The organism is Paraburkholderia sp. CI3, assembly GCF_050436505.1.
GTDB lineage: Bacteria > Pseudomonadota > Gammaproteobacteria > Burkholderiales > Burkholderiaceae > Paraburkholderia > Paraburkholderia tuberum.
On sequence record NZ_JBNDMI010000004.1, the window covers coordinates 2,918,265 to 2,933,661 of the forward strand.

14 protein-coding genes and 2 pseudogenes are annotated in these 15,397 nt (G+C 59.8%); 11 read left to right on the forward strand and 5 right to left on the reverse strand.

All coding sequences use genetic code 11. The annotated features are described in order from the left end of the window. Positions 1-235: 235 nt before the first annotated feature. From OKW29_RS35005 to OKW29_RS35015, 3 genes are all read left to right on the forward strand, one after another. Positions 236-949: a site-specific integrase gene (locus OKW29_RS35005; protein WP_429294149.1), complete on the forward strand. Its 714-nt coding sequence runs from the start codon at positions 236-238 to the stop codon at positions 947-949. Between the two features lie 254 nt (positions 950-1,203). Continuing rightward, positions 1,204-1,419 (forward strand): hypothetical protein, encoded by a 216-nt coding sequence (locus tag OKW29_RS35010; RefSeq protein ID WP_429294150.1) that lies wholly within the window; start codon positions 1,204-1,206, stop codon positions 1,417-1,419. A gap of 168 nt (positions 1,420-1,587) precedes the next feature. Further along, the gene (locus OKW29_RS35015) at positions 1,588-2,034 is read left to right on the forward strand and encodes a hypothetical protein (protein WP_429294151.1); all 447 of its coding nucleotides are present in this window, start codon (positions 1,588-1,590) and stop codon (positions 2,032-2,034) included. A gap of 865 nt (positions 2,035-2,899) precedes the next feature. Here OKW29_RS35015 and OKW29_RS35020 read toward each other — a convergent pair. The 3 genes from OKW29_RS35020 to OKW29_RS35030 form a co-directional block, all read right to left on the reverse strand. Beyond that, positions 2,900-3,763, reverse strand: coding sequence for a class I SAM-dependent methyltransferase (locus OKW29_RS35020; RefSeq protein ID WP_429294152.1), 864 nt, complete (start codon positions 3,761-3,763; stop codon positions 2,900-2,902). Positions 3,764-3,852: 89 nt separating this feature from the next. Continuing rightward, positions 3,853-4,746, reverse strand: a complete 894-nt coding sequence (locus tag OKW29_RS35025) for an NAD(P)/FAD-dependent oxidoreductase (RefSeq protein ID WP_429294153.1) — start codon at positions 4,744-4,746, stop codon at positions 3,853-3,855. Positions 4,747-5,328: 582 nt separating this feature from the next. After that, positions 5,329-6,480 carry an IS110 family transposase gene (locus OKW29_RS35030; protein ID WP_429290624.1) on the reverse strand — a complete coding sequence of 384 codons (1,152 nt, stop codon included), beginning with the start codon at positions 6,478-6,480 and terminating at the stop codon, positions 5,329-5,331. 238 nt (positions 6,481-6,718) lie between these two features. Between OKW29_RS35030 and OKW29_RS35035 the strand changes: the two genes are divergently transcribed. The 5 genes and pseudogenes from OKW29_RS35035 (at position 6,719) to OKW29_RS35055 (ending at position 9,662) form a co-directional block, all read left to right on the forward strand. Beyond that, positions 6,719-7,351 (forward strand): TetR/AcrR family transcriptional regulator, encoded by a 633-nt coding sequence (locus tag OKW29_RS35035; RefSeq protein ID WP_429294154.1) that lies wholly within the window; start codon positions 6,719-6,721, stop codon positions 7,349-7,351. Further along, positions 7,339-7,460: pseudogene (locus OKW29_RS35040) on the forward strand (IS5/IS1182 family transposase); the annotation flags it as partial. The gene OKW29_RS35035 and the pseudogene OKW29_RS35040, both read left to right, overlap by 13 nt. Positions 7,461-7,800: 340 nt before the next feature. Next, on the forward strand, positions 7,801-8,226 hold the full coding sequence (locus OKW29_RS35045) for a hypothetical protein (RefSeq protein WP_429294155.1): 426 nt from the start codon (positions 7,801-7,803) through the stop codon (positions 8,224-8,226). After that, positions 8,223-8,918: an NADPH-dependent F420 reductase gene (locus OKW29_RS35050; protein WP_429294156.1), complete on the forward strand. Its 696-nt coding sequence runs from the start codon at positions 8,223-8,225 to the stop codon at positions 8,916-8,918. The genes OKW29_RS35045 and OKW29_RS35050 overlap by 4 nt, the downstream gene beginning before the upstream one ends. Before the next feature lie 468 nt (positions 8,919-9,386). Then, the gene (locus tag OKW29_RS35055; protein WP_121320603.1) at positions 9,387-9,662 is read left to right on the forward strand and encodes a DUF1330 domain-containing protein; all 276 of its coding nucleotides are present in this window, start codon (positions 9,387-9,389) and stop codon (positions 9,660-9,662) included. Between the two features lie 73 nt (positions 9,663-9,735). Here the strand turns inward: OKW29_RS35055 and OKW29_RS35060 are convergent, their stop codons facing one another. Next, a complete protein-coding gene (locus OKW29_RS35060) occupies positions 9,736-10,641 on the reverse strand; it encodes a LysR family transcriptional regulator (RefSeq protein WP_429294157.1) in 906 nt (301 codons plus the stop codon). A gap of 164 nt (positions 10,642-10,805) precedes the next feature. On the opposite strand from OKW29_RS35060, the gene OKW29_RS35065 reads away from it, so the two are divergent. Together OKW29_RS35065 and OKW29_RS35070 are read left to right on the forward strand one after the other, a co-directional pair. Next, complete coding sequence (locus OKW29_RS35065) at positions 10,806-11,648, forward strand: NAD(P)H-dependent oxidoreductase (RefSeq protein WP_429294158.1); 843 nt, start codon at positions 10,806-10,808, stop codon at positions 11,646-11,648. Between the two features lie 15 nt (positions 11,649-11,663). Next, positions 11,664-12,633: pseudogene (locus OKW29_RS35070) on the forward strand (MFS transporter). A 370-nt stretch (positions 12,634-13,003) separates the two neighbouring features. Here OKW29_RS35070 and OKW29_RS35075 read toward each other — a convergent pair. After that, a complete protein-coding gene (locus OKW29_RS35075; RefSeq protein ID WP_429294159.1) occupies positions 13,004-13,951 on the reverse strand; it encodes a GlxA family transcriptional regulator in 948 nt (315 codons plus the stop codon). Between the two features lie 264 nt (positions 13,952-14,215). Between OKW29_RS35075 and OKW29_RS35080 the strand changes: the two genes are divergently transcribed. Further along, positions 14,216-15,316, forward strand: coding sequence for an alpha/beta fold hydrolase (locus OKW29_RS35080; protein ID WP_429294160.1), 1,101 nt, complete (start codon positions 14,216-14,218; stop codon positions 15,314-15,316). Positions 15,317-15,397 lie beyond the last annotated feature (81 nt).

A 15,397-nucleotide genomic window follows, 5' to 3' on the forward strand; every position in this document is an offset into this window, starting at 1 on the left:
CCGAAATTCATGTCGGACAAGAGGGGGCTTGGTCTGTTTCAGCCACAACAACGACATGCGAAGGCATGGCTGGTTGTGGCTGAAACAGACCAAGCCCAACCCCTCAGGGGTCGAGGCGCGTAGCGACTCGGGGGTGGTGCTTGGCCGATTTCTTACGCTGCGAAATCAACACATACGACACCGGTAAGACGCGAAGTCACAACCGGAAGACAACTTAACTAGGCCCGGATACGAAATGGGAAAAGCAAAGAAACCCGCTCTCAAGCTGCTTCCGCCAGACTGGCGCGAGGCCCTATGGCGGCAAGCATGTGAACCTCAATGGCGGGAGTCTAGGCCACAATTGCTTCCTGCACTCGCTATCCTTTGGCTCACCGGCTGCCGTTCGGCAGAACTTGCAAACGGTGCGCATGTGGCTGTGCGCGGCGATTACCTGCTCATAAGGCTGAAGGGCGCGAAGTGTGTCGACGCTGAGGGGCGGGAGCGGGGTCAGCCGACCCGCATGATGGGATTTGCGATCGATGCTGAGGCCAACCCCGCACTGAAGCTCTTGCATGCCCTGTCTGCTCACTACGCGGTCGACGGAACGGCTCAACTCACGGTAACTCATGACAAGGACTACTTGTACAACAGTATCGTCCAGCTGGGAAAAAGCACCTTCCCGAGGCTAAGAACGCGCGTCAGTCCATACTGCTTTCGACACCAGGTGGCTTCCGACCTGAAGGCCGACCCAAGTGTTTCATTGGAGGACGCTGCCAAGGTGATGGGCCATTTGAGCGACTACAGCATCGGAAGTTACGGGCATGCTGCTCACGGACGGAAAGGACAGGGGGGACGGGTCAGGGCGCCGTTCGTTCAAGCAGCTCGACCCATCAAGCATTCGCCGAAAGTTGACCGTTTGTCCCGTTTCAAATTGGCCAGTGCGAAGCGACGCGATCACAAGCAGGGTTGACTAAATCGGAAGGACCAACGAACAATGCGTCGATGCAGCGTCGATGCAGCGTCGATTCAGCGAGGCCGGACTCTGTCGGGATAATCCTTGCCGGCACAATGCGTCGTTTCGGCGTTGTTTCGGCGTCGATTTGGGGAGCGGCCTTCGTTTAAGGGGATCCTAATTCTTGCGATGCGTCGTTGCGGCGTCGATTGAAGCATCGGCAATGGCAAGCAGAACGGCCGTCCAGTACAAGGCCACCAGAGGAAGAGGACATGACAGATTCGGATGCGTACCTCGATACGGTCGCGAACGGTACGAGGAAGGAACTCAACTTCTTCCTAGGGTTTTTCCTGCACGAGTGCCCCACGAGCATGATCCCGGCGAAACAACAGGTGCAGGAATGGGCAGAGATATTGGAGAAGCGCGGTCCCGAATTTTCGGCCGATGCCGCCGCCTGTCGCGAATTCAGTAAAGGAAGCGACGGCTAATTTCGAATTGTCGCGACCGGTCGCGAATCCTACCGGCCGGAAGGCGGAACCAGCACCGGTACCGAAGCAAGCAACGTCGATGACTTCACGAAAGCCGATTTACGTGCACGCGTCGGCGATTTGATAAAGCACGTGTCTGACGCCTACACCTGATAATCCGTCCCGCCTATGCGCCTTTTTGTCGATACTGAATTCACCGATTTCATTGACTGCGACCTGATTTCGATTGCGCTCGTCGCCGACGATGGCCGCGAGTTCTACGGTGAGCGCTCGGATTACGACGATGCGACCTGTACCGCGTTCGTGCGCGAGGCGGTGATACCGCAACTCGGCCAGCATCCGGGCCGGGTCTTCACGCGCGATGCCTTGCGCGCCGATCTACTCGCGTGGCTGGCTCAGTTCGACAGCGAGCAAGAGCGCATGCTGTGCGTCGACTATGCGGGCGACTGGGATTTGTTCGTGGATCTCGTCGGCGATGTGCCGGATGGCTGGTTGGCGTGCCATATCGGCCAAGCGCTGCGCCCCGACCGCTCGGAAATGTACTTTCGCGAGCATGGCGGCCGGCATCACGCGCTGCATGATGCGCGCGCGAGCCGATATGCGATGCAGGACTGACCGCGCGCGGCCGATGCGTAAAGGTCAGGGTTTCGGGGATGGCTCGACCGGCTCTACGGCGCGAAGGGTCAAAGCTTTTGGGATGACTCGACTGGCGCCGCATCCCGAAAGGTCAGGGTTTCGGGGATGACGCAATCGCCCCGGCAATCAACGAAAGGTCAGGGTTTCGGGGATGACTCGACCGACGCTGCATCGCGAAAGGTCGGAGTTCTAGGGATGGCTCGACCGGCTCTGTGGCGCGAAAGGTCAAAACTTTTGGGATGACTCGACCTGCTCCACATCGCGAACAGTCAGGGTTTCGGGGATGGCTCAACCGGCTCTACGGCGCAAAAGGTCAAAACTTTTGGAATGACTCGACCGGCTCCGCATCGCGAAAGGTCAGGGTTTCGCGGATGACGCAATCGCCCCCGCAATCAGCGAAAGGGCAGGGTTTCGGGCATGAGTCGACCGGCTTCATATCGCCAAAGGTCAGGGTTTCGGGGACGCCCGGACCGGCTTTGCAACGCGGAAGACCTCAACGTTATGGGGATGGCTGACTGCTTCTGCGGCACCTTCGGCTTTCGCACCCGCACTGGTTCGCGAAAGGTCAGTGTTTCGAGGAGGTCTTCGTCTTTAGTGCAGGTAGCGAAAGCGTTGTGGACGAAGCGACCCGGTAGCTGAATAAGTTGCTGTCCGGCTCAGATCGGCCACAAACTGCCGGTCACATGCGCCGCCGGAAGGCCGCTCAGGCGCCGGCTCTGCTTCGCAACCGGCCATCTGATTGTCGCAAGGCGAGCGCTCGTTCAGCGGCCAGAAGGGACATCAATCTGGCCGGCCAAAGACGCCCTGTTCCACCGAGCGGAGGCATCTCCCCTGTTAATCCCTGTCAGCTTGCCGGATTTCGTGCCATGACGACCCATGCCGCGCCGTTGATCATCACCGACCCCTCGCCGGGGAGGCTCGCGAAGGCGGCACGAACTGCGGCGGAGGCACGGGCGCGGATGTCGTCGGGCTGACCAGCGAGCGCACGCGACAGCGGGCCGACCTCAAGCGTCATCCTCACTGCGTCGTCGATCGCCGCGTCCCGCGTTTCGCCCTGGCCGAATGGGACGGCCGCGTCGAAGGGCGAGATAACGATTTCGGTGAAACCGGCCGCCGTCAGGATGCGCGCCACGTGCTCCCGGTCGCCGAACGAAAACGGGCCGGGCGCTTCGGGATCGGGGAGCGCGCTCGGCGGGACGATGTCCTTGAGCGCGCCCACCGGCAGTCGCATCCAATCGTTCTCGGCCGCACCGCGCCAGCAGACGAAAGCGACCCGGCCGCCCGGCCGGAGCGCGCGTCGCATATGGGCGAACGCCGCTGTCGGATCGGGGAAAAACATCACGCCGAAACGCGAGAACAGAATGTCGAACGCGCCTTCGGGCAGCTCTGCGCTGCTGGCGTCGGCCACCTGAAACAGGGCCGGCGTATCGTGGCGCGCAAGCGCGCGCGCTCGATCGATCAGCGGTTCGGATATGTCCACGCCCAGCACTTGGCCCCCCGCGCCGACGCGAGCGGCCAGAGCCAGACTTGACGCACCCGCGCCGCAGCCGATGTCCAGCACGCGCTCACCCGTCGCGGGCGCGGCGGCTTCGATCGCGGCCTGGCCGAACACCGCCACCAGAGCGTCGAGCCGGGCCTGGTTGGCGACCCAGCGCTCCCCGCTTTGACCATTCCAGTCACCCTCCTGATCAGCACTTTGCTTTGCCATGTCATCTCCTTGACTCGACGATCCGCCTTTCGCCGCGTCGATTTACGCCAACCTTTTCGAAGGCGACGACGCAACAAGGATCTGTGCTCTCAAACCACCATCGACTGCTGGGCGAAGATACCCGCCATCGCGCCCTGCGATGAAGCCTGGGTGACCGAGGGCAAGAAGGGCGTGGCGAGGTCGCCAGCGGCGTAGATGCCGGGCATGCTGGTTTGGCGGCGCTCGTCGACTTTGAGGACGATGCCGGTGGGCGTATCGACCGTGGCGAGGCCCAGTGATTCATGCAGGCGTGCGGACGGCTTGTTGCGCGGATGGGCGAACAGGACGTCGACCGCGACATTGCGGCGGGTATCGAGATTGACGGTGTTGATATGGCCCTTGTGATGGGCGATCTCGACGATCCGGCCATCGACGACAGGTATGTTGCGACGCGCCAGATCGACTTGGACATCGGGCGCAATGTCATGACCATCGGCGAAGACAGTCAGCTTGTCCGTCCAATCGCGGAACAGCCTGGCAGACTGGTGCGACTGCGGGCTGGACCAGACGAGGCCCCAATGCTGGCCGGCGACTTCAAAGCCGTCGCAATAGGGGCAGGGCACGATGGACGTGCCCCAGCTTTCGGCAAAGCCCGGAACATCAGGCATCTGGTCGGCGACGCCATAGCTCAGGATCAGGCGGTGCGCCCTCAGGCTTTCGTTATCGTCAGTGACGACGCAGAAATCGTCGATGGCGCCAGACACGCTCTCGGCCCGGGCATTGACCAGCCTGATCGTTGGATAGCGCGTCAACTGCTGCCGCGCCTCGACCAGGATGTCCAGCGGTGGCTTGTGATCGTGGCCGAGCAAGCCATGCGAGTGGCCTGCAAAGCGGTTGCGCGGCCGGCCGGTATCGAGAACCGTGACCTTGCGGCGGGCACGGCCGAGCTGCAGGGCGGCGGCGAGGCCGGCAAAGCTGCCGCCGATGATGATGACGTCATCCATGGTGATGGGCTCCGTGTTGTGATTGGAGGGGTGGGCTGGGCGTGGTGTGCAATATCGTCCAGCGATACGCGCTTGAGACGGTCAGCGAGTAGGGCTTCGGCATTGGCGAGAAAGTTGCTGATGGCTTCTATGAGCAGAAAGTTGTCAAGGCCATTTGCGAACTGGCTTACAAAGGATAGGTCAAGTCTCTTTCTCCTTGCTGCAAAGTGGTGACATGCTGGCGTATGGCGGCAAGCGCGGGTGATGGCGCTCGCCGCCATACAAGCCGCATTTTCGCGGCATAGTCGGGCGGATTCCCACCGCCCTCAACGTCAACCATTGGCTACAGTCCGGTCAACGTCGTTAGCCTGAAGCCGCTTATCGCGCGCGTAAGACAGCAACGTCTCACCAACTTCTATCCGCTGGCGTATGGCCAGCCTCATCCTTTATGCGCGTTACGCCGGAACCTGTTCCGGGAGCATGCCCCATCTGTTTAATCGGTCGCGTTAGCAACCCGCCATCAACACGGGCATGTTCACTGCAAACTCTCTATCGACAGGTATCGTTCCTCCCTTGATTGCGTTGTCGCGATACCTTTCGGACTCAGACTGACTTCAGTTGTGCGCCTTCGGGTATCACGCCGTCCTGCAAGTAGCGCCACAGCGCGATCGCGAGGCGTCGTGCTACTGCGACGATCGCAATGCGCCGCACGCGGCGATTCGGTCCCGTGCCTTGCGTGCGCTGGTTGAACCACTGCGTCAGTGCACTACCGGGCTGGTAACGGATCCAGCACCACGCCATCTCAATCAGCAGTGCGCGCACGCGACGGTTGCCCTGCCTGCTGATCCCCTGGTCCACCTGGCTCTCGCCACTGTCGTAGGGTTGTGGAACCAGCCCTACGCAGGCCCCAACTTCGCGCCGGTTATGGAAGTCCCGCCAGAACAGCTCGAGCGCCAGACGCGAGCCACCCACCGGGCCAATGCCATTTAGCTGCGTCAGAAGATCGATCCTTTCGCGTGCGGGTGCGGGCAGGCCAGCGTGTTGCGTTTTCTCGAGTGCCGCGAGTTGCTGCACGGCCAGCGCCAGCCGTTCGCACTCGCGCAGCAGCCGCTCCCGCAGCTCGCGCGGCAGTGGCGCACCGTCGTGACACCGCACCTGGTCACGGGCGAGGCGGGCGGCGAAGGCCTTGTGGTCAACCTCATCCCAGCAGCCGAGCGTGACAAGCAGTTTGCGCATCCGGTCACGATGCTGTAGCACCTCCTTCTGCAGTTCCCCTCGGTCGCGCATCAGATGGCGGGACGCTTCGTCCTGCGGTGACGGCACGTGCACCACGTGCATGCGGTCGCGCTCGCCGCGCAGCCACGCGCGCAGGCTGATCACCAGCCTGATTGCATCAAGCCGGTCAGTCTTGGCACGCCGCTTGTGGCGCTCGACCGGAATGCTCGCTGGATCGACCACATGACACTCGATACCGCGTGCCCGTAGCGCCCGATAGATCCAGAACGCGTCCTGGCCGGCTTCATAACTCACGACAAGGTGCACGCCCGCGGGCAGCGACCACTTCAGCTTCTGTTGTTCGATCACTTCCAGCACGGCCTGTAGGCGCGCGGGGGCTTGCGGTTGCGCTACGGTGTACACCGCCGGCTGCTCCCGCTGCCCGTCGTGCAACGCTACCTTCCACTTCGCCGCGGCGAGTTCGAGCGACACCGCCAGCGCCGGTTCCTCAGTACGCGTGTATCCCTGATCTGTACGCATGATGCTCTCCCGTGAGCAAACCTCGGTACGCCGATTTTAGGCGTTAGCCAGTCGACAACTTGGATGCGTCATAGGATCTGTATTGATCGGCCCCACAATCCCGCATTCGATATCGCCAGGCGCCCCGGGGAAACCCGGTTTGGGCAACTGGTTGAAACCTATCCTTGGCTTGCACATTTAAGATACTGCGTGGTATCGTAGTGCAGGAATTTGAATACTGTCAAGTACTGGAATTGTTGTGACCGAAAACAGCCAGAGCCGGCGCGGCCGGCCCGCCAACGAGGCGCTTCGCCAAACGATCGTCGACGCCGCCTGCGAGCTCTTTGTGGAATTGGGTTTTCAAGCGACGACCATGGACAAGGTCGCGCAGCGGGCGAAGATATCCAAGCTCAGCATCTATCGGCACTTCGAGAACAAGGAGGCGCTGTTCAGCGCGGCCATGGTGGCCCACTGCCATCAATTTGCACCCCAGGCCCTTTCTGAAAGCGTCGACGGTTCAGCCGAAGATCAGCTCATGGCGGTGGGATCATCCCTGCTTCGCACGCTGTTGAGCCCGGACGTCCGCAGTGTCGAAGCCATGGTTTTGGCCGACAAGACGAATCAAAAGTCGTTAAGCAAGCTCCATTACGAAGCCGGGCCCGCCCATGTCATCGCCCAAATCGAGGCCGTGTTGCGTCAGTTGCACGCGAAAGCGATTCTGAACGTACCCGATGCTCTCCGATCCGCCCGCTTGTTTGCCGCGCTTTTCAAAGGATCCGATCTTCTGCTTGTCGCACGCTTCGATGAGGCGAGAGCAGAGGATGACAACGAAATCGAATCCTATTGCCGGTCGGCCGTCGCCATGTTCATCGGCGCGCACGGTGGCATCTAAAGGTGCGCTATCGCGGCTTGATGAAGAACCCGCAGAGTTGCACACGCTGTTCGCTCTAAGCAATCTGTGGATGACGCGCGAACGACTGATGCGCGAGGCCGCTGCATGAGCGCAAAAGCCGCCCGCGCGGGCAGGCAATCGGCGCCTTCCTTATGCCGAACGTAGCGCTGCATTCGAGCCAGGTGCCGCACCGCTTCCACCGCATCGGCCCTATGTGGATGGCTCAGTGCGGCAAAACGAGTTCTGAACACCATCCCTAACCTTGCGGGCGCTTCCTTTCGATCTGGTGAACGACAAGCTGATTGCTTATAGAGAAATCAAACTTAAGTTCGAGAGCAATTCGAGGGTCGAGCAAGACGTCATCCTTGCACGGCGTAAGCCGCCTCACCAACTCACGGGTCTAAGCGTCCGCAGAGGCCGATGACTTGTCCCCCAGGCGACGGCACGGAATGACCGTTCCACTCCGATACCTACCCTTAGAACAGAGACTGCTCGACCGGCTGCAACGGGTCGGCACGAGCCTGTCGCGTCACGCTGTACCCGGCCAGGAAAACTCGCTACACGGGCAGCGCTGGCCCACTTCACCGCGCGACTGGTTCAGTCGATTCGCCCGAGGCCTGGAGTTCCTGAGTCCGTATCCAACCCACAACCTGAAGCGTTTTGGCGATTACAAGCTGCGCATGAACAGCCCGCAGGAAGGCTGGACCCGCGATGCGCTGTTGGAACAAGGCCGCCCGTCCTGCGGGACGGAACGGCACAGTATCTCAGCCCGGATGATGCTAGGCTATGGCGAGTCCGGGGATGGTCAACTCGCACGGGCATGGCCGTTGCGCGCGTCCCGCTTTAGTCAACTGAAAGAACAGGAGGGTGTATGAAAATTGGCATCATTGGCGCGGGGAATATAGGGAGGGTGCTGGCGCTGCGCTGGGTCGAACATGGGCACGAGGTGCTTATCGGCAACTCGCGCGGGCCGGATACGCTCGCCGATGTCGCCCGCGAAACTGGCGCGAAACCAGCCGAACTCGCGGATGTGGTCCGCGGTGCAGCAGTGATCGTGGTCACGATTCCCGAAAAGAAGGTGCTCGATCTGCCTGCCGGCCTGTTCGACGACGTGCCGGAAACCACGGTTGTAATCGATACTGGCAATTATTATCCACGCGAGCGCGATGGCCGCATCGACGGGATCGAGTCCGGGATGATGGAAAGCGCGTGGGTCGCGCAGCAGATCGGCCGGCCAGTAATCAAGGTGTTCAACAACATCTACGCGGATCATTTGCGCAATCTCGGCACGCCGGAAGGCGCACCGGGGCGGATTGCGCTGCCAGTCTCGGGCGATAGCGCCGACGCCAAGGCGACAGTGATGCAACTCGTCAACGAAGTGGGTTTCGATGCCGTCGATAATGGCGGTATCGACGACTCCTGGCGTCACCAGCCCGGCACGCCAGTCTATACGAAGGACTTCGACACGGAAGGCCTGAAGGCCGGCTTGCGGAAGGCGGAGCGAGCTCGTACTTCGCAGTGGACGGCCTCGGACAAGAGCCCCGGCAGCTTCGATCAGCCTGCTTGAAGCGAGGCGACGACGGACCTGTCGAAGTCCGTTGCCGCGTGCTGGAAAGACGCGGTCAATACGAGAGGTCCGTTGTGCGCTCGAGAGCGGATCTTTGGCCAACACGGTCGCAATAGCGGCTATGGGTCGTCCTGAGCTGGTCAACGTCGGGCTCAATGCGGCCACTTTCGGACATTCAACAACCAGCCGAGGATTGGCAACAATCGTTAGATTCGCAACAGGAAAAAACGTCTCGCCGGATGCAATTGGAATGCTTTACGCCAAAGAATTGTTTGATCTTCGGCTTCAGTTCGCCGAAAGGGTCTCAGAGTTAGGGGCCATCCCTTTGGAGGCGGCTCTTCTTGACTTCACGAATTTCTACGTACGGTTCGTTGGCGATAGAAAATGCGATGGCAATAATCCGGTCTGGACAGCATATTTGGCGGGGTTGGGGCGCGAGACCGACCGTCGGTGCGTCCGGTCAGACGCATGAAATTTGGTGTAGTTGTCGAAATCAGAGATGTGGACGAAAAGAGTGATGTCTCCAGCGCATTAACGACACGGTCTATTGCGCGTCACGGTGGACAAATAGTCATGTGGGGCGGTGCTGCCTATCCAGACATGATCGAAAACTTTGAGCGCGCGCTTATCATTCAATTTCCAAGGGCTGACGCCGCACGCCACTGGTACAAAACTGGCGATAACGCGAGCGCCGGATCGACGCAAAGAGAAAACCTCAACATCCGAGTGACGCTAATAAGTTAAATTCGCCAACGCGACGCACGGGACGGCCACTTTTCAACGGAACCCTTTCTAAGTCGTCACATCTTCGCGCCTCCTAATTGTCCCCCTTCATGCCTGAACCGATAAGCTCCCGTAACCATTGATGCGAAAGGTCGCGATGTGACCGTTCGTGCCACAGCATTACCATTTCGTACCCAGGAACCTCGACCGGTGGCGCGATCGATTGCAATCTGGATTCGCCTTTAAGCAGTCGCGATGGGAGCATCGCGACCAAGTCGGTACGCGACAAAACGTCTTGTACGAAGGTGAAATGAGGTACTGAAAGTACAACTCGCCTCTTCAAACCAATCTGCGCCAAAGTCATATCAGTGACGCCGACAAATCCCCCTCCATCCGGTGACACGATTACATGATCCAGTTTGCAAAACTGCGACACGGTAATTCTTCGTTTGAGTCGCGGATGATCAGGCCGTCCGACCAAGACATACTTTTCCTGAAACAAAGTCTTTCGGCGCAACCCGTCAGGTGCTTCGTCCGCCGTATGGAATGCTAGATCAACTTCACCTTTTTCGCATTGTCTCGCGATGAGACGGGGGGCGATCTGCGTAACGCTAACGCGAGAATTCGGCGCATATTCACGCAGCCTTGGAAGCGTGGGTAGCAGTACTGTCGTTTCACTGTAATCCGTCGCTGCAATATTCCAAGTTAGGGCTGCGGTGTATGGGTCAAACGGCTGTAACGGCGACATGACTTCGTTCAGGGCAGCTAGGGCCACGGAAAGCGACTCCCGCAGCGAGTCGGCTCTTGCCGTTGGTCGCATACCGCGAGGCCCGGGTAAAAGCAGAGGATCCTTAAAGACTCTTCTGAGCTTCGATAGGTGGACGCTGACAGACGGCTGCGACAGATTGAGGCGCTCGGCCGCCCGACTTACGTGGTGCTCCTCCAGCAATACATTGAGCGTGCGCAGAAGGTTCAGGTCGAGACTACGCAAATTATCCATGGCAATACCAGGTATCTATGAAATTCATTTCAAATATACCTGATCACCATTTACGCTGCATGCTTCACCACCAACGAGATGAACGGTGAAAGTCCTTTGGGCTGTCTAGCTTTGAGGAGAACGGTCGAAAGCTGCCTCTTCCCTTTCTTATTCAGGATCACCGCATGAGCAATGTTCTTATCGTCCACGCCCATCCAGAGGCCCAGTCGCTGACCGGCTCTTTGAAGAACCTCGCGGTCGAAACGCTGACCGCGCAGGGCCATCAGGTTCAAGTATCTGACCTTTACGCCATGCACTGGAAGGCCGTCGCCGATGCAGCCGACTTCCCGCAGCGTAAGAACGCCGATCGGCTACGCTATGCATCGGAATCGGGCAACGCCTTCGCCACGGGCACCCAACCCGCCGATGTCGTGGCTGAGCAGCAGAAGCTGCTGTGGGCCGACGCGGTCATCCTCACCTTCCCGATGTGGTGGTTCAGCACGCCGGCGATCCTGAAGGGGTGGGTCGAGCGTGTCTATGCACATGGCTTCGCTTACGGCGTCGGCCTGCAGGGTGGTGAGCGCTGGGGCGATCGGTATGGTGAAGGAACGCTAGCCGGTCGCCGGGCGATGGTTGTCGTCAGCATGGGCGGCCGCGAGCCGCACTATAGCGAGCGCGGTGTCAATGGCCGACTCGACGAGATCTTGTGGCCCGTCCAGCATGGACAGCTTTTCTATCCGGGCATGAATGTTATGCCGCCCTTCCCCATCTATCAGAGCGACCGCCTGTCTGAAGAGCGCTGGGTGGAAGTCGCGGCAGCCTTCAAGGTCCGGATGGAGAATCTCTTCACCGACACGCCAATCCCGTATCGCACTCAGAATGGCGGACACTATGATGGACAGCAGGTGCTCAAGCCCGGTCTCGGTTCCGGAGAAACGGGCCTCCGCATCCACCTGGCACAACAGGGCGATTCCGTTGAGAACCTGGACTCAGCCGAATCACAACCCGCGGCGCTTGCCCGCGCCTGATCAGGATTGCCAATCATGCGCACGTTCCGCTCCAACGGTCAGGTCGGCCTCGAAGCCCTCACGATGGTCGACTTGCCCGATCCCGACATACCGGCCCGGGAGAAATCCGGGTCCACCTGCATGCGACCTCGCTCAATTATCACGATCTGGGCGTCGTGACAGGGCGGCTTCCAGCCTCTCCGGGACGCATCCCCATGGCGGAGGAGCAGGCGTGGTCGAGGCGGTCGGGCCGGACGTAGAGGCTTTCTCAGTCGGCGACCATGTCGTGTCGACTTTCTTTCCGACGTGGCTTGATGGCGAGCCGCAGATCGCCGATTTCGCGACGCCGCCGGGCGACGGTATCGACGGTTACGCACGCGAAGCGGTCGTGGCACCAGTACACGCCTTCACACACGCACCGACGGGTTACACTCATGCCAAAGCAGCGACGCTGACAACGGCAGGGCTAACGGCTTGGCGAGCTCTCGTCGTCGATGGTGGATTGAAGGCCGGTGCAACTGTGCTGGTGCTGGTGGCGGGGGGTAGTTTTGCAGCCGGCCGACTTTGCCGCGCTTACGGTACCCGCCATGTCGTTGTCGGGGGCTTCGTGCTTTACGCGCTCGGTTTTGCAGGATTGCTCGGCTTGTCGAGTGACACATCCTACTGGCGTGTGGCGTTGTATCTGACGGCGGTTGGCTTTGGCTCGGGTGTGATAACGCCAGCCGTCACGGCCGCAGTGATGACTGCTGTCGACACAGGCCGTGCTGGGGTGGCGGCTAGCGTGCTCAATGCAAGCAGGCAGAGCGGCTCGGCATTCGCGGTGGCTGCCTTTGGCGCGTTGATGAGTACGGCGTGGGCACCAGGGCAAGGGGTACTGATGGCTACGCTCTTTGCAATCGGGCTATCGCTTGGAGCGGCCGCATGCTGGTGGACCACATCCCGCTACAACACGGGCAGCCCCAGATCGCCGGAGGTCCGCTGGGACGACACAAGACCGAATGTATGACCGTTGTCGAGAAACCCGACTGTCCCTTCTGGGTCGCGTGCCGCCCCTCGACGTCAGGCAGCAGCCGGCCATCAAGAGACGGTCACGCAGTCGCATATGAATGACCGATGCTGGCCATATAAGAGACAACGGCGCCGCTTTTCTCGACCGTATTGGTGATCGCTTTTTTCAAAAGCGTTCGGAACCGGGGGCCTGCAAGACCCAACATACGGCCCGCTTTCCCTTTACTCGAGCGAGACGGGCGTCGCAGAGCAGAGAGCGGGCACGCCGGCACGTTTTCCCACGCTGGAGTTCGCATACATCGGGTGACCACCTTACTTGATTCGATGCAGAGGTTCGGCGGCGGCAGCGGCGAGAAGCAGTTGTTGTGTTAGCCGTTCGTTTGAGCTCGTGTAGCACGTCGAATAGCTTGAGGCGGTTGACCAAACGCCCGCAAAAACGCACGACGCATTCTGTCTGGATCAGCAAAACCGGTCTCTCGTGCAACGACGTCAATCGGCAACCGGCCTTGCTCAACCATGAGACGTGCTGCTTCTAGCCGCAAATTTTCTACAGCCTTCGCTGGCGACTGTCCCGTTTCTTCACGGAACGCGCGAGTGAACTGACGCACGCTCAAACTAGCGGCTTCGGCAAGTCTGTCCACCGTCAACTGAGTGTGCAAATTACTCTTTGCGAATACCAACGCGGTCTGGATTCGATCACTTTTGGCATCGAGATCCAGCAATGTCGAGTGTTGCAGCTGTCCGCCGGCACGTCGGTGGAACATGACCATCCGCTTGGCGATGGTGCGCGCTACCCTTACACCGAGGTCCCGTTCTACCATGGAAATTGCCAGATCGGTCCCCGCTGTCATACCCGCAGATGTCCATACGGGACCATCGACGATAAAGATACGATCTTCTTCGACGTTGATTCTCGGATAGCTTGTCTGCAATGCGCGTGCGTGCGCCCAGTGGGTCGTGGCGCGCCGATCGTCAAGAACGCCGGCTTCTGCAAGGAAGAATGCTCCCGTGCACATTGAGGCTACACGACGAGTGGTTTTCACCGCTCTCTTCAGAAAGTCGACTAGCGCTGGGCTTGGCTCATACACGCCATCGATAACGCCGCCAATGATCACCGTATCAAAGCTACCCTCATCGAAACGGTCCGTCATGACGGAGTACCCGAGAGAACTTTGGACCGGCCCGCCGCTTTCGGATATCAGACGTATTTCGTAATGCGGTTCTTTCGTCAGACGGTTCGCCAGTTCAAACACAGTCAGACCACCAAAGATCATCACCTGGAAGTTTGGAACGACGATATAGCCGATACGTAGCATGACAGGTCCTTTGGGGAAGTTCTATAGCCGAACATGCGTCTGACATGCGGGCGGCGTGTGCAAGGCGTTCCAAGAATCACGGTGCTTGCATCTGCCTTTACGGACCTGGACAACCGGCCGCGATTCTAACTGTCGATACTGACGTCATGCACGTTCTTGCGCAAGTATGGCCCGAATTGTCGGATATATGACGCGCCGGACCGGTTCCCAGCTTCTACTATGAGCAGGTTCCCGAACTGACGCATGACTAGCCGAGACTACTCTATGGATAGCAATATCACCCCACCTGCATGTGCTTCAACACCACTATCCTCTATTACTCGCCGCGCGTTCCTCGCCAGTGGGACTGCGTTGGGCGCAACTCTGCTGCTGGATCGCAAGGCGCAGGCGCAAAGTCCCCTAACTGGCGGAGGTCATACGTTCAAGGAGTATGACATCAGCACTAATGGCATCTCCTTGCACGTAACCGAACAAGGAGACGGACCAGCCGTTCTTTTTGTCCACGGATTTCCGGATACGTCTTATACGTGGCGCCGACAGATGGAAACGGTATCGGCAGCCGGATACCGGGCAATTGCTCCGGACATGCGCGGCTATGGGCGCAGCTCGGCTCCCGCGGACGCCACGTTATACACGCCGCTGCACACGACGGGCGACCTGATTGGGCTGCTCGACGCGCTGAATATCTCCAGTGCAATCCTGGTGGGCCATGACTGGGGGGCGACCCATGCATGGAATGCCGCGCTGCTGCGTCCTGATCGATTTGGTGCGGTGTTTTGCCTGAGCGTGCCCTATGTTCCGCGCGGGGATGTCAGCGTGTTTGAGCGCATGCGGAAAGCGGGCCATCAAAACGACTTTTATATGTTCGAACAGATCCGGCCCGACGCCGATCAGATTTGGGCCGACGCCGCAGTGACCATTCCCGGAATTCTGTATTGGGCCTCATCTTCTGCTCCGTCCGACAAGCGTTGGAGTCCAATGGATCCTGCCCGAAGCCTCCACCGCGCGGCCCCCACACCGATACCGTCGTGGGCGCAGCCTGATTATGTCGCTTACAACATCGCAGAGTTTCAGCGCACCGGCTTCCATGGTGCCCTGAACTACTACCGCGCCGCTGAGCCGTATTTCTATTTGTCCGCTCCGTGGAAGGGCGCCAGGATCAATCAACCCTCATTTTTCATCTGGGGGAAAGCGGATGGATTGCAGGAGCTTTATCCGCTTACGGCGAACCAGATGCGTGCCGGTCTTCCCGGTCTCGTCGGAAGCCTTGATCTCGACAATGTGGGCCATTGGGTACAACACGAAGCCACGGACGTGGTCAATGACCAGCTCGTCAAGTTTCTACGCACCGTAAGCCCCGCGTGACTTCAACCTACGCTCTTGCTGCGAACATGTGCCGGGCGTAGAGTCGGGTAGACCTACGGTCCTTCAGATGATCACTGCGGC

Bases quoted from the DNA above. Each gene is read 5' to 3' on its own strand.
- OKW29_RS35005 (WP_429294149.1), top strand. From the start codon at position 236: ATGGGAAAAGCAAAGAAACCCGCTCTCAAGCTGCTTCCGCCAGACTGG.
- OKW29_RS35010 (WP_429294150.1), top strand. From the start codon at position 1,204: ATGACAGATTCGGATGCGTACCTCGATACGGTCGCGAACGGTACGAGG.
- OKW29_RS35015 (WP_429294151.1), top strand. From the start codon at position 1,588: ATGCGCCTTTTTGTCGATACTGAATTCACCGATTTCATTGACTGCGAC.
- OKW29_RS35020 (WP_429294152.1), bottom strand. From the start codon at position 3,763: ATGGCAAAGCAAAGTGCTGATCAGGAGGGTGACTGGAATGGTCAAAGC.
- OKW29_RS35025 (WP_429294153.1), bottom strand. From the start codon at position 4,746: ATGGATGACGTCATCATCATCGGCGGCAGCTTTGCCGGCCTCGCCGCC.
- OKW29_RS35030 (WP_429290624.1), bottom strand. From the start codon at position 6,480: ATGCGTACAGATCAGGGATACACGCGTACTGAGGAACCGGCGCTGGCG.
- OKW29_RS35045 (WP_429294155.1), top strand. From the start codon at position 7,801: ATGACCGTTCCACTCCGATACCTACCCTTAGAACAGAGACTGCTCGAC.
- OKW29_RS35050 (WP_429294156.1), top strand. From the start codon at position 8,223: ATGAAAATTGGCATCATTGGCGCGGGGAATATAGGGAGGGTGCTGGCG.
- OKW29_RS35055 (WP_121320603.1), top strand. From the start codon at position 9,387: ATGAAATTTGGTGTAGTTGTCGAAATCAGAGATGTGGACGAAAAGAGT.
- OKW29_RS35060 (WP_429294157.1), bottom strand. From the start codon at position 10,641: ATGGATAATTTGCGTAGTCTCGACCTGAACCTTCTGCGCACGCTCAAT.
- OKW29_RS35065 (WP_429294158.1), top strand. From the start codon at position 10,806: ATGAGCAATGTTCTTATCGTCCACGCCCATCCAGAGGCCCAGTCGCTG.
- OKW29_RS35075 (WP_429294159.1), bottom strand. From the start codon at position 13,951: ATGCTACGTATCGGCTATATCGTCGTTCCAAACTTCCAGGTGATGATC.
- OKW29_RS35080 (WP_429294160.1), top strand. From the start codon at position 14,216: ATGGATAGCAATATCACCCCACCTGCATGTGCTTCAACACCACTATCC.